This window comes from Dyadobacter arcticus, assembly GCF_011762185.1.
GTDB classification, from domain to species: domain Bacteria; phylum Bacteroidota; class Bacteroidia; order Cytophagales; family Spirosomataceae; genus Dyadobacter; species Dyadobacter arcticus.
Window position 1 is genome coordinate 308,210 of sequence record NZ_JAASQJ010000003.1, and the last position, 21,321, is coordinate 329,530.

A 21,321-nucleotide genomic window follows, 5' to 3' on the forward strand; every position below is an offset into this window, starting at 1 on the left:
AAAAAAACCATGAGATTTCCCAGGATCTGTTTTGCTCTCATTGCGCTGCTCGCCGGTTTTGGTGCTGCGGCCCAGACATTTACGGTCAGCGCCAACAAAAGGTTTCTTATGAAAGAAGGCAAGCCTTTCTTCTGGCTTGGAGATACAGCCTGGGAATTGTTTCACCGCCTCGACCGTGAGGATGCAGATTATTACCTCAAAAAGAGGGCAGCGCAGGGCTTTACGGTCATTCAGGCAGTGGCGCTGGCGGAATTTGATGGGCTTGAAGTTCCAAACACTTATGGAGACAGGCCCTTTACCGATAATGACCCTACCAAACCCAATGAAGCTTATTACAAGCATGTTGATTATATCATTGATAAGGCTGCCGAATATGGGCTGACCATCGCATTTCTGCCTACCTGGGGTGACAAGGTTTTTAAATCGACCTGGGGAAAAGGGCCGGAGGTTTTTAATGAAGCTAATGCTGCTACTTATGGTAAATGGCTGGGAAACAGGTATAAGAGCAAGAAGAACATCATATGGGTACTGGGTGGCGACCGTAATCCGAGACCTGGTACGCGTGATGTGGAAGTGTGGCGGGCTATGGCGGGAGGGATTGAAGCAGGTGCTGGCGGAAACGATAAAGTGCTGATGACCTATCATCCGCAACCCAATAAGGAGGGATCTAGTGAATGGTTTCATGATGATGCATGGTTTGATTTCAATATGTTTCAGACCGGGCATTGTCGCGATTCACCGGTTTACGATAATATTAAAAGGTCTTACGATCGCCAGCTGATCAAGCCCGTGCTGGATGGAGAGCCTATTTATGAGGACCATCCGGTTTGTTTTAATGCAAAGGAAAATGGGACGTCGAGTGCGTATGATGTCAGGAAAGCGGCTTATCTGGATCTGTTTGCAGGTGCGTTCGGACATACTTATGGCTGTCACGATATCTGGCAAATGTATTCGCCAAACCGTGAAGCCGTGAACGGGCCGCATATTTTCTGGCAACAGGCGCTGGATTTGCCGGGGGCCAATGAAATGAAATATGTTCGCAGGCTGCTAGAATCGCGGCCGATCATCGACCGCGTTCCCGACCAGTCCATTATTGTGGAGGCTGACCTCGCATCTCATGACCGGATCCAGGCTTCAAGGGGTAAGGATTATATTTTCATTTACACTGCGTCAGGAAAGCCATTTTCGGTTAACCCAGGTAAAGTTGCTGGTAATCAGATCAATGCATTCTGGTTTGATCCGCGTAATGGAAAAATCAAGGACGCCGGACCGTTTGATAATAAGGCTGTGGCCAAATTCACACCTCCTGAGGCTGGGTATGGCAAGGACTGGGTCCTGGTATTGGACGATGCATCTAAAAATTATCCAAAACCTTGATATGGAGGTTTTTAAGGCTGGTAATATCGAGGTCAGTTATGGAAATGGGTTTTTGAGGTATTTCAAAGTAGGGGATACCGAGGTGCTGCGCATGATCTATTTCGCGGTGCGCAATGCCAATTGGGAAAACTGGGAGCCTGTGATTTCGGAGGAGGAGATCACTTCGGACGGGACATCTTTCAGGATCACTTACGTCGTTTCTTATATTGAAAAAGATGAAGTTTTTTTTCAATGGCATGTCAGGATCCAGGGTTTGGAGTATAATGAGATACGGTTTGAAATAGTAGGAAAGGCTTTGCAGGATTTCCATACAAACCGCGCGGGCTTTTGCATTCTGCACCCTATTGAGAACGTCGCAGGCGAACCTGTGACCGTTCTGCACTCCGATAATGAGGAGAAGGTTTATACTTTTCCGAAATGGATCGCGCCGCATCAGCCTTTTATTGATATCAATTCAATGCAGTGGAAAGTGGGTGAAAATGAGTTCAGGCTGGAAATGCAGGGTGACACTTTCGAAACTGAAGACCAGCGGAATTGGGGCGACGCTTCTTATAAAACCTATTGTACACCCTTACACATTCCTTTTCCGAGAAAGATCAATGTCGGGGACACCATTCTCCAGAAGGTGACCTTCAAAGCCAGCCTTTTTGAAATGCAATCGGAAAAAGTGCCGCAAAAGAATGTTATCCCTAACACTCAATTCAAAATTGGGACCTCTGCACCAGCGGCTCAGGATATTTCAAAGGAGTGTTTTGAGAAGTTGAAGGCAATGCGTTTTGATCATTTTCATGTTGAAATTGATTTCTCCGAAAACGGCTGGCGGGAAAAGTTTCTTGCACGGGCAAGCCAGGCAGCCATGTTAGGAATCAAAGTGGCGGCAGCGCTGGAATTAGGTAGTGATTTTCAAAATGATTTTGACGTTTTTGTCAGCTTCTTGAGTGGCAATTTTTTGCAGTTGAAATCGCTGACATTGTTTAGCAAAGATGAATTGGTAACAAGCCAGGAAGTGATTGATCATATTCCCGAGATAAAAAGTCAGCTGGGAAACGCGAAGATTGGGATAGGGACCAAATATAATTTTACAGAATTGAACAGGTATAGGTTTGAGCCGGGAATGGCCGATTTTATCACCTTATCCTTTGATCCACAGGAACATGCATCCGATGATCTCACCATTATCGAAAATGCGGCAACTGTGAAATATATGGTTGAAAGCTTGCATAATATGTACAAAAAGCCCGTCCACTTTTCGCCGGTAATGCTCAAACGCAGGTTTAATCCGTACGCAACAGACAAGCAACAAGTAAATCTGCCTCGTGATAAACAAACGGATCCAAGACAAAAAATAGCTTTTCTGGCTGATTGGACAGCATTGCTTTTAAAGAATCTGGAAGAAACCGATGTAGCTTCTGTTACACTTTACAGGGCGTTTGGTGAACTGGGATTGATGGATGAGATGGGAAATGAGTATCCTGTGTACCAAGAGATCAGAAATTATGCTGACCGGAATAAGTAGCTACACATACGGCTGGAATATCGGAGTGGAAAAAGCGATTCCCGCAAATGCTATGAATGAATTGGATTTGGTCGACTACACCATTGACTTCGGGTTGCAGTGCCTGCAAATTGGAGATAACCTTCCTGTACACACATTTAATGAGTCGCGAAAAGCAGATTTAAAACAATTGCTGATTAAAAACCAGATCAGACTAGAACTGGGCGCAAGAAGACTAACTGCGGCGCATTTGCAAACCTACATCGAGCTCTGCCGGTTTTTCAATGCGCCCTTATTGCGCTTTGTGATTGATGGAGATGATTATAAGCCTGATCTGATTGAAGTTAGCGCAATTATAAAAGACTTTTTACCCGAATTAAAAAAGTATAACATTACCCTTGGCATTGAAAATCATGATCGGTTTAAGGCAAAGCAGCTGGCTGATATGATGGAGGCAATAGGGGATGATCAAGTCGGAATCTGCCTCGATTGTGTGAATTCCATCGGGGCAGGAGAAGGTCTTGGCCACGTAACCGGGATTCTGGCATCATACACAGTGAACCTGCATATTAAAGATTTCACAATCAGTCGGTTAGCTCATAAAATGGGTTTTTTTGTAATGGGAGAAATTGCGGGAACAGGAATGACAGACCTGCCCTTGCTTTTGGAAAAATTAGAAAAATACGGCCGCTGCCAGAGCGCCATTCTTGAACAATGGGTACCTCCCGAAATGAACATTGAAGACACTTGCCGCAAGGAAAAACATTGGGCAGCATTAGGTGTTGCTTACGTGAAATCAGTATTACTCAAACAGAAACAATCGTTATAAAATCACATTCGAATGGCAAAGATCGCATTAGTGGGTGCAGGGGGCAAAATGGGTTGCCGGTTGACTGATAATTTCCTGAAAATGCCTGAATATCAGGTATCTTATCTCGAAGTGAGTGAGGCGGGAATAGCAAATCTTGCCAGAAGAGGGGTTATGGTAAGTGAGCCGGGAGCGGGCGTTGCGGATGCAGATATTGTTATTTTGGCGCTGCCGGATATTATTTTAGGTAAGCTTTCTGCAGACATTATCCCGCTGATGAAAGCTGGTGCAACGGTTCTTACGCTCGATCCCGCTGCGCCGCTCGATGGTGTCGTTTTTCACCGCGACGACCTGGGTTATGTTATAGCCCATCCCTGCCATCCTTCCGTGTTCAATTGGGAGCCAACGGAAGAAGCTTTTCGTGATTTTTATGGTGGTATTTCTGCAAAGCAATCCATTGTGGTAGCCTTAATGCATGGCAGTGAGGAGCATTTTGAATTGGGCAAACAGGTTGCGACGGATATGTACCAGCCCATTGACAAAGTGTACCGCATTACATTGGAACAAATGGCCACGCTGGAACCCGCCATGGTCGAAACGCTTGCGCAAACCTGTATGGAAGTCGTGAAAGAGGGTTTTGATAGAATTGTGGAGCTGGGTGTGCCAGCGGATGCGGCCAGGGATTTTGTATTAGGCCACTTGCGAATCCAGATCGCCGTTTTGTTCAAAGAAGTGAATGGCACCTTTTCGGATGCTGCTTATAAAATTTCAAAACGCGCCAAACCATTGATTTTTAAGGAAGGCTGGCAGAAAATATTTGAACTCGACGATATCAAGGAACAGGTTAAGGCCATTACCAATCACTAATATCGTTTCTCATCGTTCAAGCTGGCAAATTTTATTGCGATGCGCCTCGAACTGCATGCTATTTCGAAATCTTTTGGGCCGGTTAAAGCGGTGCAGAACATCAGCTTTGATCTGATGGAAGGAGAGGTACATGCCATTTGCGGCGAAAATGGCGCAGGGAAAAGTACATTGATGAACATACTGTCGGGTAATCTCAGCCCCGACAGCGGTGAGATTCGGATGGAGGGCAGCATGGTCAACTTTAAAAACCAAATGGATGCCAATGTTCATGGCATAGCCATTGTTTATCAGCACCTTAGTCTTTTTGATAATCAGAATGTTGCGGAGAACATTTTCGTAAACCGTTTTCCCGAGACAAGATCTGGCTTCATTAACTACACGCTGCTTTACCAGGAAACAGCCATTTTACTGCAAAAATTAGGGGTTGATCATCTTTTTCAACCACAGACGAAGGTTTCAGAACTTTCGGCAGGGCAAAAACAAATGGTGGAAATTGCAAAGGCATTGTCGCAAAATCCATCGGTTTTGATCCTCGACGAACCTACCGCCTCGATATCCGGAAATGATGCGCAAACGCTATTCCGGATCATTGTAGGCTTGAAAGCAGGAGGAACTTCGATCATTTATATCTCCCACCGTTTGGATGAAATATTTGAAATCGCGGATCGGGTAACGGTTTTGAAAGACGGAAAATGGGTTGGCGTGTTCAAAATGGAGGTGTTGACTAGGGAGTCGCTGATTGCCATGATGATAGGGAGGGAGATCAAAAAAATGGCTCGAAATTCCAATGTGGGAAAGGAAGTTGTGCTGGAAGTAAGGGGTTTATCCAATCAAAAAATACGTGATATCTCTTTTAAAATTTACCAGGGCGAGATCCTAGCGCTGGCGGGACTGGTAGGAGCGGGGAGGACTGAAATCGCCAAAACGATTTTTGGAGCCATGCGAAAACAGGCAGGGGAAATACGGGTTAAAAACCGGGTCGTTGATATCAATAGTCCTGCTGACGCTGTAAAATACAAAATTGCATTTGTGCCCGAAGAACGTAAGGCGCTGGGCCTATTTGCAGGTATGTCCATTGCCGAAAACATCAATTCAGTCAATTTCAACGACGAACAACCTTTTTTTACAAATTCTACCGAAGTTGTTAAACGTGCAGAAACCTATAAAGAAAAGCTTAGGATCGTGAGCCACTCTGTCCGGCAACCTGTTGCCGCATTAAGTGGCGGTAACCAGCAAAAAGTGGTGCTAGCAAAATGGTTATCTACCAATCCTGACCTACTCATTATCGACGAGCCTACCCACGGAATCGACATTGGGGCAAAGTTTGAAATTTATGAAATGATCCAGAAGCTGGCGGTAGAAGGGATGTCCATCTTGCTTATTTCCAGTGAATTGCAGGAAGTACTGGCAATTTCTGATCGCATATTGGTGGTAAAAGATGGCATGATCCAGAAGGAGCTGAAAACTGCCGATACCAGTGAGGAGGAAATTTTGAAATGGGCAATGTGAACCGAAAAATATGAAAAAGATCTTTTCAGAACGAATTTATACCCTCACTTTGACCATCGGCGTGATAGCGGTTGCAGCCTCCATTATTTATCCCGACCAGTTTCCGACATTTCAGAATTTCAGCCAGATTTTCCTTAATCTTTCCATCGATACCATTGTGGCGGTGGGCATGATGTTGCTGATGATTTCCGGCGCTTTTGACCTTTCCGTTGGCTCGGTTGTCGCGTTTTCGAGCTGTTTGGCCGCCTATCTCATGTTTTTCATGCATGTTCCCGTTCCGGTTGCATTGCTGATCAGCCTGCTTGCCTCACTTTCTATCGGTGGGATCAATGGCTATCTCATTGCATATCAGGGTATCAATCCGATGATCCAGACGCTGGCAATGATGGGTATTGTGCGAGGTTTGGCTTTACTGGTCAGCGGGGCGGGAATCCAGGGATTGCCTTACTGGTTCAATGCCATTTCACAATCCAGACTGCTGGGAATCCAAATGCCGATCTGGTATATGTTGCTCATTGTCATTGCGGTAGCCTTTCTGACGCGCAATACTACTTTTCTAAAACGATATTATTTTATAGGCGGAAATGACAAAGCCGCAGAACTTTCGGGCATTAATGTCAAAAAAATGAGGCTTTTTTCCTTTATGCTGATTTCCCTTCTGGCAGGTTTTGCCGGAATTCTACTAGCTTCGAGATTAGGCGCAGCGTTGCCCACATCCGGTCGGAACCTCGAATTGCGCGTTATTACGGCGGTAATTCTCGGTGGCGCCAGCTTACAGGGAGGGACTGGAAAGATACAGGGCGCATTATTGGGTGCCATATTAATGGGCCTGATCGCTAATATTATGATCATTGCGAGGGTATCCGGTTACTGGCAGGAAATTATCCTGGGTATCATCCTCATTCTGGCCGTATGGATTGACAGGATTTTGCAAAGGGGAAATTTCGGCGGCAATGTAAAGAAATGGACAGCATTGTTTCTATTGTCACTCACCGTCATGAGTTGTGAGCTTCCGCCACGAGAAGAGAATGCTTCCTCAGAAAAAATAGCTTTTGATACTACTCAAACCTTTGAAAATGAAGAATATGTGATGGTTACCACCGCAGTTTCTATGCCCATGTATGTCAATCACGATCAGGCTGCATTTATCCGCTGGGGCAAGGCAAATCATGTGAAAGTTTCCATTTTAGGTCCTTCAGATTGGGATGTACCAGCGCAGATCAACACCATTGAAGAAGTAATTGGTACCCGTCCGACGGGTTTACTGATCAATGGTACCGACCCCGCGATTGCTGGTGCAATTAATAAGGCCGTGGACGCCGGGATCCCCACCGTCGTTTACGATTCTGACATTCCGAACTCAAAAAGGCATGCATTCCTCGGCACAAATTGGTACGAAATCGGACAAATGCAGGGAAATGAAATGGTGAAATTGACCAGTGGAAAGGGGAAAATCGCGTATATGGGAATTCTGGGGCTTTCTAATATGGAAGACGGTTTTCGCGGTCTGCTTGATGTTTTCAAAAAATACCCGGGTATAGAAGTGGTCGGGAAGTATGATGACAAGGCCAATGTAGAAGAAGCCGCAAAGATCACTGCCGACCTCATTTCCGCGCATCCGGATCTGGCCGGACTCTGCGGTTTTGATTCTAATTCAGGTCCTGGGATAGCGCTTTCCGTAAAAGAGGCAGGGAAAGCAGGGAAAATAAAAATCACAACCGTCGATTGGGAGCCCGAGCATCTGAACCTTGTGAATGAAGGGATCATTCAATTATTGGCTGGTCAGAAACGCGAGCTTTTTACCTGGTATGGTGCTCAGTTTTTATACGATATGGTGCACAAAACCAATAAATTATCAACTAACGATTCAAAAGCCGGGATCACCAATCTACCTACAACCGTGAATACCGGATTAATCAAAATCACCAAAGAGAACGTTGGGCAATTTTTGAAAAAGTAGGTTTGAATGTCAATGCTGATTGATCAGAATGGCTTGTAGTCCTTCACACGAAGCTGCAATTCTGCCAATATTCCTCTCAACCTGCTATCCAGCTCATTACCAAGCGCTTCAAGTCCTTTTTCTGCTTTTGGATTAAAATTTTTCATCGGAATTGATCTGCCGTTGTCCATAAATTCAATACTTGTTATGGATGCGCGGTATTTTCTGTTAACACTTTCAACAGTAAGTACATACCGAAACTGGTAGCTGCCGCCAGGCGAATTTTCAGTCCGCTGGACGTTAATTGCGAGGTAACCCTGGCTCACAAAGTCGCCCGTTTCTTTGTCCGCAATTAATGTTTTGTTATCAGGGCCAAGTTGAGAAACGGCAATGCGGACCCGTCTGAATAAATCGAGTTGGGAAACGCTTCCGCAATCAACAGTTTCGGAGTAAACTTTTTCGTCAGGAACATGGGATGCGAATGCAGTGACTGACATGAGGCAAATGAGGGTGATAATGGACGATTTTAACATTTCGGCGGGCTTTAAGTTGACTTCAATGTTCAAATGTCCGCATGCTCGCCAGATTTGTATGAATAAAATTATCGAGCGGTGAAAACAATTATAATCTGGTATTATGCCTCCTTGCTGTATTTATTCCTGTAATCGACGGGTGTTAGCCCTGTCACTTTTTTGAAAACGTCCCTGAATGCCTTGGTATCGGTATATCCCACGTCAAACATCACCTCCGTAACATTTTTTCGGGACATTTCGAAGCTTCTCTTGGCCGCCTCCACCCGCACCCGCCGCACATATTCATTGATAGTATTATTGGTCGCGCTTTTAAACCGCCTCTCAAAACTTCTGCGACTTACACTGGCAATATCCGCCAACTCCAGAATGCTTAATTTTTCAGCATAGTTATTTTCAATGTAATCCTGGATACCCCGGATTTCATTATCAGGATGTCCCTTCTGACCCCGGAAAATGGTAAAAGCCCTTTGATTATCACGGTCAATGTCAATGGCAAAGAACTTGGCAGCCAGAATGGCAAGGTCGCGGCTCGTATATTTTTCGAGGAGATAAATGAGTAAGTTCCAGATAGAATTGGCGCCACCGCTTGAATAAATTTTCCCTTCGTCGGTAATGATCGATCCGTCCACTACCTCTATCTGAGGATATTGAGCACGAAATTCATCATAATATGCCCAATGGGTAGAGCATTTCTTTCCGTCTAATAAGCCCGTCGCACCAAGCAGGAAAGCACCCAGGCAGAGGGAGGATATTTCGGAGCCGCGTGCGTGCATCTGTAACATCCAGGGAATTGCTGGCCGGTTGAGATCTACTGCAGTCCTCAGGTCGCCGCACAATGCTGGGATTAGCACCAGGTCGGTATCCTCCACTTCACTCAGCAAGCGATCGACATGGACCGTATATTCGCCTGCCTGGGCCTTGATATCTTTGCTTAGTCCAACAAACTCTACCTCAAACATGGGTTTTTGCCCAATAGTATTTGCCAGGTCATTGGCGGCTGTGAACAGACGGTAAGCAGGTGTAATCGCCTCCATGTAGGCGCTTTGCGGAACGTACACTGAAATGTGTTTCATTTCAAAAGGGATTTAGAATTCTCAAATATAGAAAAATAAAATTGGCATTTTCACCCCCTTACAAAGGCGTTATTACACCCGCTAATTTTGACATCTCTATACCAATTTTGTAGCGTCGGCATTCATTGCCGATTCAAGCACAAAGAGACAAATCAAAATAAAATGGCGATTTACCCCTTCCTTACCTTTAATGGAAACTGCAAGGAGGCCATGCGCTTTTACCAGTCCTGCTTTGGCGGGGAGTTGCATTTCAAATATTTAGGTGAAGCGCCTTATGGTAAGAATCTGCCCATTGAAATGAAGCAACTCGTACTGCACGCAAGCCTGGTATCCGAGCACATCCGGCTTTTCGCGTCCGACATGCCTGGTGATGAAGGTTTGCTGAACGGAAATAGCATTTCACTGCTAATCAGCATTGCACAGAATGACGATCTTCAAAATGTATTTACAAGGCTTTCCAGAAGCGGAGAGGTAACTAATCCATTGTCGGAAAAGGCGCAATGGGCGACGCTGAGGGATAGATTCGAGGTTCAATGGATCTTTACAGCTGGGAACTCCTCCGACCAAAAAGTTAAATACTAATTAACATTTGCTTAAATTGGTTTTCCTCCGAATGGTTTATTTTTGACTATCCATTCATAATTTCAAAGAAAATCAATACGCAAATGGTAAACTGTACTTTACTTTTCTCCAAAAGGATTAGACTCTGCTTGGCGTTAATATTGCTTCTGACATTCAGCCTCAATGGCAATGCTCAGCAGAAAAAAACCAAAAATCTGGTGCTTATTTCCATTGATGGTTACAGATGGCAGGAGATTTTTCAGGGTGCGGATTCATCGCTTTTTTTCAATAAAAAATTTCGGAACCAGGATTCTGCTACCCTGGCAAAAAAGTATTGGGCGACCACAGCATTGGAAAGACGTTCAAAACTGATGCCTTTTTTCTGGAATACAGTCGCATCCAAAGGGCAGCTTTATGGGAACAGAACCCAGGGCAATTTGGTGAATGTCAAAAATAAGTTTTGGTTTTCATACCCAGGCAGAAGCGAATCGCTGTGTGGTTTCTACGACCCGAAGATCAATAGCAATGAATACCCTAATAATCCAAATGAGAATGTCCTTGAATTTTTGAATAAACAAAAAGGCTACGAAGGAAAGGTGATCTCTTTCGGCTCCTGGGGAGCGTTATCCAGAATACTAAACCGTGAGAGGAATGGAATGCTGGTAAATGTGCCAGGTGAAACGCTGAAAGATGCAAAAATGACCGAGGCCCAGAAACTGGCGGACGAACTGCAATTCCTATTACCTGAATACTTTGGCGCCGACATTCGCTTCGACGTTACGACTTACGCAATGACGAAAACCTACATTGCAGCCAATCACCCGAAAGTGATACACATTGATTTCGGCGATACGGACGAGCTTGGGCATGCGGGTCTTTATAGTTCCTACCTCGACGCGGCGCATTATATGGACGCGATGATCGGAAACCTTTGGAAAACTATGCAAGCCGATGAATTTTATAAGGATAACACCACATTTTTCATTTATCCGGATCATGGAAGGGGCACAATCGATAAATGGACCAGCCACGGCACGTCGGCTCCCGGCTCAAACGAAACCTGGCTCGCTGTAATCGGTCCGGACACGCCTGCCACAGGGGAAATAAAAAGCAAAACGCAGATCTACCAGGACCAGTTTGCCCAAACGATGGCTCAAACGCTAGGCTTTACATTCACCGCAAACCATCCCGTTGCCGAGCCATTACCTTCCGTGTTACACTAGATCCGGCAGGCAGAATGATCATCGAAGAAAAAAACGGTATTTAGCTCAAAAGCTTCTGATCTGATCAAAGCGACATTCCCAACCAAAATCAGCGATCACGAAATCGGCTGGGCGTAGGTTATTTTTTCATTATTACCTTTTTGCAAAACCTATATTCATTTTTCGCGGTTGCCTATCTGATCATATCTACTCAACAATGTCATTTTTTGGCCCGAAATACACTACACCCGTTTTAAAGAAAAACCAGGCAGATGATGCCTATAAATTCCAGCCGCTTCCAGCTCCATCAGGCCCATATCCTTTTCATTTGAATCTGGAAACAATTCAGTCTGTACCAGACCAAAATAAACTGGCATTTCATATGCTTGGAGATACAGGCAGCATCCGCAACCCGGACTATCAAAAATTGGTGGTGTCGGAAATGATCAGGCAATATGAAAAAACCGAGGGTACTGGTTTTGAACCTCAGTTTTTGTACCATTTGGGAGATATCGTTTACAATTATGGTGAGGCTTCGCAATACAAAAGACAGTTTTTCGAGCCTTACCAAAAATACCCTGGACCGATATTCGCGATTCCGGGGAACCACGACAGTGACATTAATCCCGATAGCCGCGTGTCCTACAAGAGCCTGGATGCATTCAGAGCCGTTTTTTGCGACACAACTTCCAAAACGGTTTCGTTCAGCGGCAATGCCGAGCGAAAAAGCATGACCCAGCCGAATGTTTATTGGACATTGGTGACGCCGGTTGCAAACATCATTGGCTTGTATTGCAATGTGACCAAGTTTGGGGTCATCACGCCAGAGCAACGTCAGTGGCTGATGGAGGAGTTACGAAATGCTGATAAGGAAAGGCCGGGAAAAGCGGTACTGCTTTGCATGCATCATGCACCTTACTCTGCAGATGTTAATCACGGGTCAAGCCTGCCGATGATCCGGTTCCTGGAAGGTGTTTTTGAGCAAATTAGTATAAGACCTGATATGGTTTTCAGCGGTCATGTTCACAATTACCAGCGCTTTGCGAAACGTTATCGAAGTGAAAGCCCGGATGGAACCCACGCTAGAAAGATCCTTCCTTTTGTAGTCGCCGGAGGAGGTGGTTATGACGAGTTACATCCTGTTGCGAGTACTTACGATAGCAGTTTCACCGCCAATAATGCACTTTTCAATCACGTAGAGCTACAAAACTATTGTGACACCAAACACGGCTTTTTGAAAGTATTGATCGAAAAGACGGGCAATGGTGTCACAATTAAGGTCGAATTTTATACGCTACCCCACGAAAAGCGGATCGATCCGGGCATGAAAGCCGTGCTGGCAGATGAATTTACTTTGGAAGTGCAATAACGGCACTGTTTTCACTGTATAAACTTGATCTTCGAGAATGAAAGCAACGGCTGTATTGCTTCGGCAGAATCATTTTTAAATACAAAATACAGATCGTGCTTTCCTTTGGTTTCCTGAATGTCGATGAAAACAGGCGCCCTGGTTGGCCTTCTTGGCGGCGCTTTTGGCGCTTCTCCCGGCTTGGCACTCTTGTTCTGGCTTTCTATTTCTGCCATCAGTTTGGCCATATCCACTTCCGGTGCAATGTCTACCTTTTGAGTTCCCACGATGGTACCGGTTGGTGAGTCAAGGTGTATTTCAATGGTTCCCCCGGCTGCACCTTCCCTTTTTTGCGCTACGGCGTTCACCTCTATTTTTTGAATGCCCGTCAAGTCTATTTCATTGAAAACCAACAGGCTGTTTGAAAACGGAATGACGGCGAATCCAAGGCCCGAGGTACCCAATGCCTTCAATTCCGCGCCTTTCACAATGTCTGCTTCGGCTGCATTCAGCTCAGGGCTGCGCAGTATAATCATTTCCTCCGAAGTCTGGGCAGGAACAGCCTTGCTGCCGCTGACAGCCCTATCCGTAAATGCTGCACGGATCAACACCGAACCTTTACCATTATCTTTTTCCGGGATTTTTGGGATGTAAGAGCCTTTGATGGGAAGTGTGCTCAACGTTTTATCGGTGCTATTCAGAATGTATTTTACGATGGTTTCAGCATCTGCGACTGGCAATGCCGGGTGGGCAGCCATGGCAACTTCGCCCCAAACGCCCGAACCGCCTTCCAATACTTTTTTCACAAGCATTTCGGTTACCCCTGGCTTCCCCTTGTATTTGTTGGAAACATCCGCAAATGAAGGGCCAACGGATTTGGTGTTCGGCTGATGGCAAACCTTGCAATCGCTTTTGTTGATCAATACCTGGGCAACCGCGAATTGGGTGGAGGCGTCAACGCTGCGCTGGCTTTGGATGACTTCCGCATAATCAAATCCTTCCGAAGCATAATCGATGCTCACGGCTACCTGGTCAGCTTTGATCTTTCCGTCCGAAAGGCTGCCGTCTTCCTGGTCGCTAACATCAATAGAGTAAGGGATGGGTTTATTGGCAAAAAAGAAGGTTTTGTTGCCTTCGAGATTGACCGAGACTTTTGGAGGCTCATTACCCGCAACAATTTTGAGCGATTGGCTGTTTGCTGCACCTTTTGCATCTGTGACGGTAAGACTGGCCGTGTAAACACCCGGCTTGTCAAAGGTAACCGAAGGATTGGCAGTGTTGAATGTCTTAGGACCAGTACCCGGGCCGACAATTTTCCAATTGTATTTTAATGCATCACCATCAAAATCTTTTGTTCCATCGGCAGATAATTTCGCCTGGAATGGTACCGTTCCGCCTTTTTTGTCGGTAGATGCCATCACAATCGGTTTCCGGTTTCCACCATTGTATTCAATCCTCACCAGACGAGAGTTTTCGCTTTTTCTGAACCAGTTACTGCCATATTCCAATACGTACAAATCACCAGACGGACCGAATTTAATGTCGATCGGCTGTACTGGATGATAGGTTGGCATGACGCGTTCCATCGATTGATAATCGCCATCTGCATTCATGGAAATCGCCATGATCCAGCCTCTCGAAAAGTCGGCAGCTATCCATTTGTTTTCATAATAGGCCGGCCAAGGACGTTTTGGAGCCTTGAAATCGGACCGGTGGTAAACAGGCCCGCCGGTTGCACTTCGCGAACCAGAACCAACGAGTGGAAATTTTTCGGAAATGCCGTATGGATAATAAATAAAGTTAGGCGCTGTTGGGAAAAGCTCTTTCAGTCCTGTGTTATTTGGAGAGGTATTGATCGGATTTTTCGGATCTTTCTTGGCCAAAGGTTTATTTTCAGCATAATCGTAAACCGGAAAGGCTTGATTATCACCTACAAACCAAGGCCAGCCAAAATTCCCCGGTTTTCTTGCCTGGTTCATTTCATCGTAACCCCGCGGCCCGATCTCCGAATCTTCGCTGGCATCCGGTCCCACCTCACCCCAATACAAATAGCCTGTTTTACTGTCGACAGAAATCCGCCATGGGTTTCTATGGCCCATTGAATAAATCTCAGGCCTTGTTTTCGCCGTTCCTTTTGGATAAAGGTTGCCTTCCGGTATAGTATAGGTGCCATCCGCTTCGGGATGTATCCTTAATATTTTTCCTCTTAAGTCATTTGTATTTCCTGCGTGTCCCTGGTCATCCCAGCTCGCCCTGCCTGCGCGTTCGTCGGTTTGGGCTGCTTTCTGGTTTCCCGTGTTATTGCCAACGGTCAGGTAAAGGTTACCCGCCTTGTCCCAGGTCATTCCGCCGCCCGTATGGCAGCAAACTTCGCGCTGGGTTGTCACTTCCAGCACCGTCTTTTTGGTGCTTTCTACAAGCTGGTCATCACGCATCTCCCAACGGGCCAGCACATGCTTTTTCTCAGTGGGATCGGCATAGTAAAGGTAAATCCAGTGGTTTTTTTCGTAATTAGGATCCATTGTAAGTCCCATTAAACCTTCTTCTGCTTCCCTGGCAACACCTTCGGCGCTCGTGTATTTGGTGTTGACGGGAATTGTCGCAATCAGATCGGTTGATTTGGTAGCAGGGTTATATTTTTTCAAAGCCCCTTTTCTTTCGGCAATGTAAACCGAGCCGTCAGGCAGGACTTCGAAAACCATAGGCTCGTCGAGGTTATCTGAAACGACGATGGGCGTAAACCTGCTCTCATCGGGTTTCGAGGGGTCGTCCTGGACAGTAAATGCGGCGAGTAACATCAGCCCCAGCAACTGGACGGGGGATTTAATAATGCGAAAAAAGGTGGAACGCACAACGGAACGGGTTATCATAAGAAGTAAACTAGAGTACTCTTGTAATTTAATAATATTTTGAGAAAAAATGGTTACTTGCTCATTTTCCAATCCCTTGGTCAGTTCCCTACTTTTCCTCGCTACCTGGGCATTCTTATTGCAACAGAATGAAATTCGTCATCAGAATTAAAAAAACACCTACCTACACTTATGCCTATTCAAAGCGCAGGAATATTAATGTATCGAAATACCGATTTGATTGAAGTTCTGCTTGTGCATCCCGGCGGGCCATTCTTCGCAAAAAAAGACCTGGGAAACTGGTCGATACCAAAGGGAATTTATACGTCAGAGGAAGATGCATTGGATGCAGCCAAAAGAGAATTTCGCGAAGAAACAGGAACAGACATAGACGGGGATTTTATCCCTTTGTCGCCGATTAAATTGCGAAGTGGAAAGGAAGTAAAAGCCTGGGCATTTGAAGGAGATATGGATCCTCTGACACTGGTAAGCAATACATTCGAAATGGAATGGCCGCCGCGCTCGGGCAAATTACAAACCTTTCCCGAAGTGGACCGTGCAGAATGGTTTACCCTTGATATAGCCAGGAAAAAAATCAATGAAAGGCAATCGGCTTTTTTGGATGAACTTGAAAAGATAGTCAGATAATTAGCGACAATTCGGCCATCATTCCATATTAAAGTGTAATTAGGTGTTTATTCAAATTGCTTGCTGTCAGTTTTTTAAATGAAATTCAAAGGAAGAAATTAGAGATCGGATTGAAAAGTAAATTAGACAAAAGCACAAAAAGTAGAGGAAGGCAAATACCGGTTACCTATATCTTTTTTGTTATCATATTATCTAAATAAATGTGTTTTCGATTTTTATTAAATGTTTTCGTGCCTCAATATTCTCTTAGTTAACAATGATTATATTTTTAATTAATGGAAATATTTTTATAAGTTAAGTTCCTTGTTATTTTTGCAAATCAAAAATTAACAATAACCCATTATATGGATATGAAAGCAAGCGCAATTAAATTCTTCACACCAGAAGAAAATGTCACCGTTACCAAGAAACTAAAAGAGCAGCCAAAGCCAACCGGCTATATTTCCGGAACCGGTAAGTTGGTCCTTCCTCCAAAAACATTGGAAGAATTAGGCATAGAACCATTATCAACCCGTTTCAAAATTGGTACGCAACAAGGAAAAAGAACTTTAAAATTTCTTTACCTTATTCCAAGTACTGACGAAGCCGGTACTTTCTCACTTAGCAAAAGCGGGCGAGGCTATTCGATCCCATTGGATGTGATCCTTAAAAGAAGTGGCGTGGATTTTGAGCAGATCAAATATACCTTCACAGTGACATTATTTAACTACGAAGAAGGTGTAGTTGGTTTTGAACTTGAACTAGGGAATTCTGAGCCAAAACCTGCGTATACAGGTAAGCCACGGGGCCGTAAGCCCAAAGGTGCCGTTGCCGCAGAATAAGCTGAATACTTTCGAAATGACGAAGTAGTTTGCATTCAAATTCATTTTATTGAAAAACCAATCTGATCGCATAATCGGATTGGTTTTTTGTTTTATTATTATTGGACCGCCATATTCGTCGGAAATAAAATCGGTCAGCAAGGACCAATTTTGCTTGTTAAGCGCCATTTCAAATACATTTCCGACAACTGCTATTATTCTCCTGATCAATCATGTTAACCTCCATGTTTTGTTTTGATTTTTTTACAGGCTGGGAATACGCTGCGTTGACCAATAGCAACCCCACCGCAATGCAAATTGTTTTCATATTATCGTGCTTTGTTTAAACAAATGTCCCGATAACATAAAAGAAACTCTTGTAAAAAATCATTGATTACCAGAAAACCGGTGGCACAGTTATTATAATTATGGTGCGCCTTATAACTCAACACGAATGATGATCACAGATTATCCATACAAGCAGACTGAAAGCAGTACCGATTTCACGCCGCGACCAATTACACTACACATCAACAATGCGCCCGTACAGCTCGAAGTGCTGCCCTGGGTCAGCTTGCTGGATGGTCTGAGGGATTATGCAGGACTTACCGGAACAAAAAAAGGGTGCGATCACGGGCAATGCGGCGCCTGTACGGTAATCTGTGACGGCGATAGGATTTTAAGTTGTCTCACCTTGGCCGTCATGAAAGATGGTTCAGACATTACCACCATCGAAGGCATTGCGCACGAAGGAGTTCTGCATCCATTACAAAAAGCGTTTATTGAACATGACGCATTTCAATGCGGGTACTGCACGCCTGGCCAGATTTGCAGCGCGATAGGTATGTTCCAGGAAGGAAAAGCAAAAACGCGTGACGAGGTAAAGGAGCTCATGAGCGGTAACCTGTGCCGCTGCGGCGCCAATACCAACATTATTGATGCCATTATGGAGGTTAAAGCGCAAATGTCCCATGAATAATTTTAGCTATATAAAAGCTGCAAGCGTGCAAGCCGCTATCGATCAGTCGACCGCAGGGTTTAATGTGAAATACATTGCCGGCGGCACCAACCTGATTGATCTGATGAAGTACAATCTGACCCGCGCCGACACGCTGGTGGATGTGAACCGCGTCCAGGAGAATAAGGATATCATTGAAATGGAGAATGGCGGTTTGCGATTGAGTGCTTTTGCAACCAATGCGCAAACGGCTTACAACCCGCTGATCGAGCGACGCTATCCGCTTCTTTCGAGGGCGATACTGGCGGGAGCTTCCGCTCAGATCAGGAATATGGCGACCAATGGAGGAAACCTTTTGCAGCGCACGCGCTGCTACTATTTTTATGATGCCAATGTGCCCTGCAATAAACGGGAGCCAGGTTCAGGTTGCGCTGCAATAGCTGGATACAATCGTATTATGGCAATTTTGGGTACCAGCGAAAGCTGCATTGCCGTCTTCCCATCTGATATGTGCATCGCACTCGCCGCATTGGAAGCAATCGTCAATGTGGAAGGTCCGGAAGGTTCGAGGAGCATTCCCTTTGCCGATTTTCATCGTTTGCCGGGAGATACGCCGCATTTGGATAACAACATTGGTCAGGATGAGATCATTACCAGCATTGATCTTCCTGCCAAGGGATTTTCAAAAAATTATTCTTATCTCAAACTGCGTGACCGAAATTCCTATGCTTTTGCCCTGGTTTCAGTCGCCAGTGGTCTGGATCTGGACGGTGATGTGATCCGGGAAGCACGCATTGCATTAGGCGGTGTTGCTCATAAGCCCTGGCGGGTCGAGGAAGCGGAAGATTTTTTGAGGGGAAAACCTGCAAATCAATCAAATTTCCGACAGGCGGCTGAAATGATTTTAAAAGGTGCAACCGGTTACCGGCACAACGAATTCAAGATAGAACTCGCAAAAAGAGCTATTGTACGCAATTGTATGATGGCACTCAATCCTGCGACACAATTACCTGGCGCACAACCGTCGGTTTAAAACTTCTTCAACATATGTCTCTTTTACCATCAGTCGGTCAGCCGGTCAGTCGTCTCGAAGGACAGCTGAAAGTGACTGGCAGAGCCCAATATGCTGCCGACTATTCAATTCCTGGACTAGTTTATGGCTACGTGATCAACAGCACCGTTACCAAAGGAAAAATCCAACGGATTGACACTACCAAGGCTATGTCCCTACCGGGCGTCATTCAGATATTTAGCCACGTGAAACGCCCATCGCTGGCCTGGTTCAACCTGCAATATGCAGATATGGATGCGCCTCCGGGTTCTCCGTTCCGGCCATTGCAGGATAACAAGATTATCTATAATGGTCAGCCGATTGGATTGGTTGTTGCGGAGACTTTTGAACTTGCGCGCTATGCTGCCACACTTGTGGAGGTGGAGTACGAGCAGGAAGCATTTGATACTGATCTGAATGCCAATCTTTCCAATGCGCGTACGCCAAAAATTGGAATGGCTACCATGCTCAAACCACCGCCACCAAGGCCCAAGGGGAATTTCGAAAAGGCATTTAGTGAGTCATTGGTGCAGGTTTCTGCGGAATATTATCATGGAACTGAACATCACAATCCGCTGGAACTATTTGCGACGACAACGGTTTACGAAGGCGCTGGCAAGGTAACAATCTATGACAAGACGCAGGGTACGGTAAACAGCCAGCTTTATGTAGCAAATATCTTTGGGTTGAAATATAAAAATGTGCGGGTAATCGCTCCCTATGTAGGCGGTGCATTTGGCTCCGGACTTCGGCCTCAGTACCAATTGTTTTTGTCGGTCATGGCGGCATTGGAACTTAAAAGACCCGTTTTGGTGACGCTTGACCGCAGTCAGATGTTTACTTTCGGACATCGCCCGCCAACCATTCAACGGACCCGGTTTGGTGCAGATGCAAATGGCAGGGTAACCGCTATGAACCACGCCGCGATTGGGGAAACGTCACGTTTTGAGGATTACACTGAGGTGGTCGTGAACTGGTCACATATGCTGTATCCGGCCGATAACACTTTGATGCAATATAAATTGGTGGAATTGGACGTGTTCAGTCCGCTGGATATGCGTGCGCCTGGCGGCGTTACCGGCATGCATGCGATCGAAAGTACGATGGACGAATTGTCGTACCAATTGAAAATCGATCCTTTGCAATTGCGGCTCATCAATTACGCTGAAAAGGACGAGAGCCTGAACCGACCGTACAGCAGCAAGGAGCTGAGAGCATGCTATGTACAAGGCGCCGCAAGGTTTGGCTGGGAACATAGAAACCCTGAGCCACGGAGTATGCGCAGAGGCAACAAACTTGTGGGCTATGGTATGGCGACGGGTATCTGGGAAGCGAATACGTTGCCAGCCAGGGCCGAGGCAATCATGACCACCGATGGTAAATTACATGTGAACAGCGCGGTTACCGACATTGGCACAGGTACCCTGACGGTGATGGCGCAGATTGCGGCAGATGAACTGGGTCTCCCAATTCAGGATGTTACATTTTCTTACGGTGATAGCAAAAAGCCTTTTGCGCCAGTTCAGGGCGGTTCTTTCACTGTTTCGACGGTTGGGTCTGCCATTAAGACCGCTGGAAAGGCATTGCGAAAAAAGTTACTTAGGATCGCAGGAAAAGTCGGCGACGGTGTATTCAAAAAACTGGAACTTGACGATGTATTGTTTGAAAATGGCCGGATTGCATTAAAAAACGATCCGCTAACATCCATTTCTTTTGTTGACATCGTTGCGGCGAACGACGGGAACCCTGTTAAGGTCATCAAATTTTCAGTACCCAATGTTTTGAAATTGAAAAAGTATTCGAGGGCGGCCCATAGTGCAGCTTTCGTTGAAGTAGAGGTAGATGAAGAATTAGGGGTCATCAATGTAACCCGCGCAGTTACTGCAGTCGCAGCCGGTACAATTATCAATCCGAAAACCGCCCGAAGCCAGATCCTGGGTGGGATGGTATGGGGCATTAGTAAAGCTTTGCGTGAAGAGACCATCAGTGACCATCATTTTGGCAAATACATGAACCAGAATCTGGGTGAGTACCATATTCCTGTTCACGCGGATATACATGACCTGGATGTGATTTTTGTGGAAGAGAAGGATGATATCGTCAATGCATTGGGCGCGAAGGGAGTAGGGGAGATTGGTTTAATAGGAATGCCTCCTGCGATTTCAAACGCAATATGTCACGCTACCGGGAAAAGAATTAACCACTTGCCGATTCATTTTGATAATCTTTTGTAGCGTTTCGTAGTATGTGCTTTATTAAATGAGTTCTTAAAAGGCTTATGAATGGGTGCTGAACAATGTCAT

General features: G+C 45.4%; 17 protein-coding genes. 14 read left to right on the forward strand and 3 right to left on the reverse strand.

What is annotated here, in order from left to right; translation table 11 throughout:
* Positions 1 to 9 precede the first annotated feature (9 nt).
* From FHS68_RS14770 to FHS68_RS26435, 6 genes are read left to right on the forward strand one after another with little or no spacing between them, the layout of a single operon-like run.
* Positions 10 to 1,377 carry a glycoside hydrolase family 140 protein gene (locus FHS68_RS14770; protein ID WP_167271425.1) on the forward strand — a complete coding sequence of 456 codons (1,368 nt, stop codon included), beginning with the start codon at positions 10 to 12 and terminating at the stop codon, positions 1,375 to 1,377.
* A 1-nt stretch (position 1,378) separates the two neighbouring features.
* Positions 1,379 to 2,893: a D-apionate lactonase family protein gene (locus FHS68_RS14775; RefSeq protein WP_167271427.1), complete on the forward strand. Its 1,515-nt coding sequence runs from the start codon at positions 1,379 to 1,381 to the stop codon at positions 2,891 to 2,893.
* Positions 2,874 to 3,701 carry a sugar phosphate isomerase/epimerase family protein gene (locus FHS68_RS14780; protein ID WP_167271429.1) on the forward strand — a complete coding sequence of 276 codons (828 nt, stop codon included), beginning with the start codon at positions 2,874 to 2,876 and terminating at the stop codon, positions 3,699 to 3,701. The genes FHS68_RS14775 and FHS68_RS14780 overlap by 20 nt, the downstream gene beginning before the upstream one ends.
* Before the next feature lie 12 nt (positions 3,702 to 3,713).
* A complete protein-coding gene (locus tag FHS68_RS14785; protein ID WP_167271431.1) occupies positions 3,714 to 4,547 on the forward strand; it encodes a phosphogluconate dehydrogenase C-terminal domain-containing protein in 834 nt (277 codons plus the stop codon).
* Positions 4,548 to 4,586: 39 nt separating this feature from the next.
* On the forward strand, positions 4,587 to 6,056 hold the full coding sequence (locus FHS68_RS14790) for a sugar ABC transporter ATP-binding protein (RefSeq protein ID WP_167271433.1): 1,470 nt from the start codon (positions 4,587 to 4,589) through the stop codon (positions 6,054 to 6,056).
* A 10-nt stretch (positions 6,057 to 6,066) separates the two neighbouring features.
* Positions 6,067 to 8,016 (forward strand): substrate-binding domain-containing protein, encoded by a 1,950-nt coding sequence (locus FHS68_RS26435; RefSeq protein ID WP_229211912.1) that lies wholly within the window; start codon positions 6,067 to 6,069, stop codon positions 8,014 to 8,016.
* Positions 8,017 to 8,039: 23 nt separating this feature from the next.
* On the opposite strand, the gene FHS68_RS14805 is transcribed toward FHS68_RS26435, so the two are convergent.
* Together FHS68_RS14805 and FHS68_RS14810 are read right to left on the reverse strand one after the other, a co-directional pair.
* Positions 8,040 to 8,492, reverse strand: a complete 453-nt coding sequence (locus FHS68_RS14805) for a DUF4468 domain-containing protein (protein ID WP_167271435.1) — start codon at positions 8,490 to 8,492, stop codon at positions 8,040 to 8,042.
* Between the two features lie 137 nt (positions 8,493 to 8,629).
* Positions 8,630 to 9,601, reverse strand: a complete 972-nt coding sequence (locus FHS68_RS14810) for a GlxA family transcriptional regulator (protein ID WP_167271437.1) — start codon at positions 9,599 to 9,601, stop codon at positions 8,630 to 8,632.
* 162 nt (positions 9,602 to 9,763) lie between these two features.
* Between FHS68_RS14810 and FHS68_RS14815 the strand changes: the two genes are divergently transcribed.
* The 3 genes from FHS68_RS14815 (at position 9,764) to FHS68_RS14825 (ending at position 12,733) form a co-directional block, all read left to right on the forward strand.
* Positions 9,764 to 10,183: a VOC family protein gene (locus FHS68_RS14815; RefSeq protein ID WP_167271439.1), complete on the forward strand. Its 420-nt coding sequence runs from the start codon at positions 9,764 to 9,766 to the stop codon at positions 10,181 to 10,183.
* A 128-nt stretch (positions 10,184 to 10,311) separates the two neighbouring features.
* Positions 10,312 to 11,385 (forward strand): sulfatase-like hydrolase/transferase, encoded by a 1,074-nt coding sequence (locus FHS68_RS14820; protein ID WP_208408321.1) that lies wholly within the window; start codon positions 10,312 to 10,314, stop codon positions 11,383 to 11,385.
* A gap of 196 nt (positions 11,386 to 11,581) precedes the next feature.
* Positions 11,582 to 12,733, forward strand: coding sequence for a metallophosphoesterase family protein (locus FHS68_RS14825; protein WP_167271443.1), 1,152 nt, complete (start codon positions 11,582 to 11,584; stop codon positions 12,731 to 12,733).
* Positions 12,734 to 12,744: 11 nt separating this feature from the next.
* Here FHS68_RS14825 and FHS68_RS14830 read toward each other — a convergent pair whose 3' ends face one another.
* Positions 12,745 to 15,510 carry a PQQ-dependent sugar dehydrogenase gene (locus FHS68_RS14830; RefSeq protein WP_374757523.1) on the reverse strand — a complete coding sequence of 922 codons (2,766 nt, stop codon included), beginning with the start codon at positions 15,508 to 15,510 and terminating at the stop codon, positions 12,745 to 12,747.
* A gap of 243 nt (positions 15,511 to 15,753) precedes the next feature.
* Here FHS68_RS14830 and FHS68_RS14835 point away from each other — a divergent pair, with 243 nt between their 5' ends.
* The 5 genes from FHS68_RS14835 to FHS68_RS14855 all read left to right on the forward strand — a co-directional run bounded on the left by FHS68_RS14835 (position 15,754) and on the right by FHS68_RS14855 (position 21,252).
* Entirely contained in the window at positions 15,754 to 16,209 is a 456-nt protein-coding gene (locus tag FHS68_RS14835) for an NUDIX hydrolase (protein ID WP_167271447.1), read from the forward strand.
* Positions 16,210 to 16,559: 350 nt separating this feature from the next.
* Positions 16,560 to 17,030: a hypothetical protein gene (locus FHS68_RS14840; RefSeq protein WP_167271449.1), complete on the forward strand. Its 471-nt coding sequence runs from the start codon at positions 16,560 to 16,562 to the stop codon at positions 17,028 to 17,030.
* Between the two features lie 436 nt (positions 17,031 to 17,466).
* Positions 17,467 to 17,988 carry a (2Fe-2S)-binding protein gene (locus FHS68_RS14845; RefSeq protein ID WP_208408358.1) on the forward strand — a complete coding sequence of 174 codons (522 nt, stop codon included), beginning with the start codon at positions 17,467 to 17,469 and terminating at the stop codon, positions 17,986 to 17,988.
* Positions 17,981 to 19,000 carry an FAD binding domain-containing protein gene (locus FHS68_RS14850; protein WP_167271452.1) on the forward strand — a complete coding sequence of 340 codons (1,020 nt, stop codon included), beginning with the start codon at positions 17,981 to 17,983 and terminating at the stop codon, positions 18,998 to 19,000. The genes FHS68_RS14845 and FHS68_RS14850 overlap by 8 nt, the downstream gene beginning before the upstream one ends.
* A 14-nt stretch (positions 19,001 to 19,014) precedes the next feature.
* The gene (locus tag FHS68_RS14855; RefSeq protein WP_167271454.1) at positions 19,015 to 21,252 is read left to right on the forward strand and encodes a xanthine dehydrogenase family protein molybdopterin-binding subunit; all 2,238 of its coding nucleotides are present in this window, start codon (positions 19,015 to 19,017) and stop codon (positions 21,250 to 21,252) included.
* The last annotated feature ends 69 nt before the right edge of the window (positions 21,253 to 21,321 follow it).

Bases quoted from the DNA above. Each gene is read 5' to 3' on its own strand.
- FHS68_RS14770 (WP_167271425.1), top strand. From the start codon at position 10: ATGAGATTTCCCAGGATCTGTTTTGCTCTCATTGCGCTGCTCGCCGGT.
- FHS68_RS14775 (WP_167271427.1), top strand. From the start codon at position 1,379: ATGGAGGTTTTTAAGGCTGGTAATATCGAGGTCAGTTATGGAAATGGG.
- FHS68_RS14780 (WP_167271429.1), top strand. From the start codon at position 2,874: ATGCTGACCGGAATAAGTAGCTACACATACGGCTGGAATATCGGAGTG.
- FHS68_RS14785 (WP_167271431.1), top strand. From the start codon at position 3,714: ATGGCAAAGATCGCATTAGTGGGTGCAGGGGGCAAAATGGGTTGCCGG.
- FHS68_RS14790 (WP_167271433.1), top strand. From the start codon at position 4,587: ATGCGCCTCGAACTGCATGCTATTTCGAAATCTTTTGGGCCGGTTAAA.
- FHS68_RS26435 (WP_229211912.1), top strand. From the start codon at position 6,067: ATGAAAAAGATCTTTTCAGAACGAATTTATACCCTCACTTTGACCATC.
- FHS68_RS14805 (WP_167271435.1), bottom strand. From the start codon at position 8,492: ATGTCAGTCACTGCATTCGCATCCCATGTTCCTGACGAAAAAGTTTAC.
- FHS68_RS14810 (WP_167271437.1), bottom strand. From the start codon at position 9,601: ATGAAACACATTTCAGTGTACGTTCCGCAAAGCGCCTACATGGAGGCG.
- FHS68_RS14815 (WP_167271439.1), top strand. From the start codon at position 9,764: ATGGCGATTTACCCCTTCCTTACCTTTAATGGAAACTGCAAGGAGGCC.
- FHS68_RS14825 (WP_167271443.1), top strand. From the start codon at position 11,582: ATGTCATTTTTTGGCCCGAAATACACTACACCCGTTTTAAAGAAAAAC.
- FHS68_RS14830 (WP_374757523.1), bottom strand. From the start codon at position 15,510: ATGTTACTCGCCGCATTTACTGTCCAGGACGACCCCTCGAAACCCGAT.
- FHS68_RS14835 (WP_167271447.1), top strand. From the start codon at position 15,754: ATGCCTATTCAAAGCGCAGGAATATTAATGTATCGAAATACCGATTTG.
- FHS68_RS14840 (WP_167271449.1), top strand. From the start codon at position 16,560: ATGAAAGCAAGCGCAATTAAATTCTTCACACCAGAAGAAAATGTCACC.
- FHS68_RS14845 (WP_208408358.1), top strand. From the start codon at position 17,467: ATGATCACAGATTATCCATACAAGCAGACTGAAAGCAGTACCGATTTC.
- FHS68_RS14850 (WP_167271452.1), top strand. From the start codon at position 17,981: ATGAATAATTTTAGCTATATAAAAGCTGCAAGCGTGCAAGCCGCTATC.
- FHS68_RS14855 (WP_167271454.1), top strand. From the start codon at position 19,015: ATGTCTCTTTTACCATCAGTCGGTCAGCCGGTCAGTCGTCTCGAAGGA.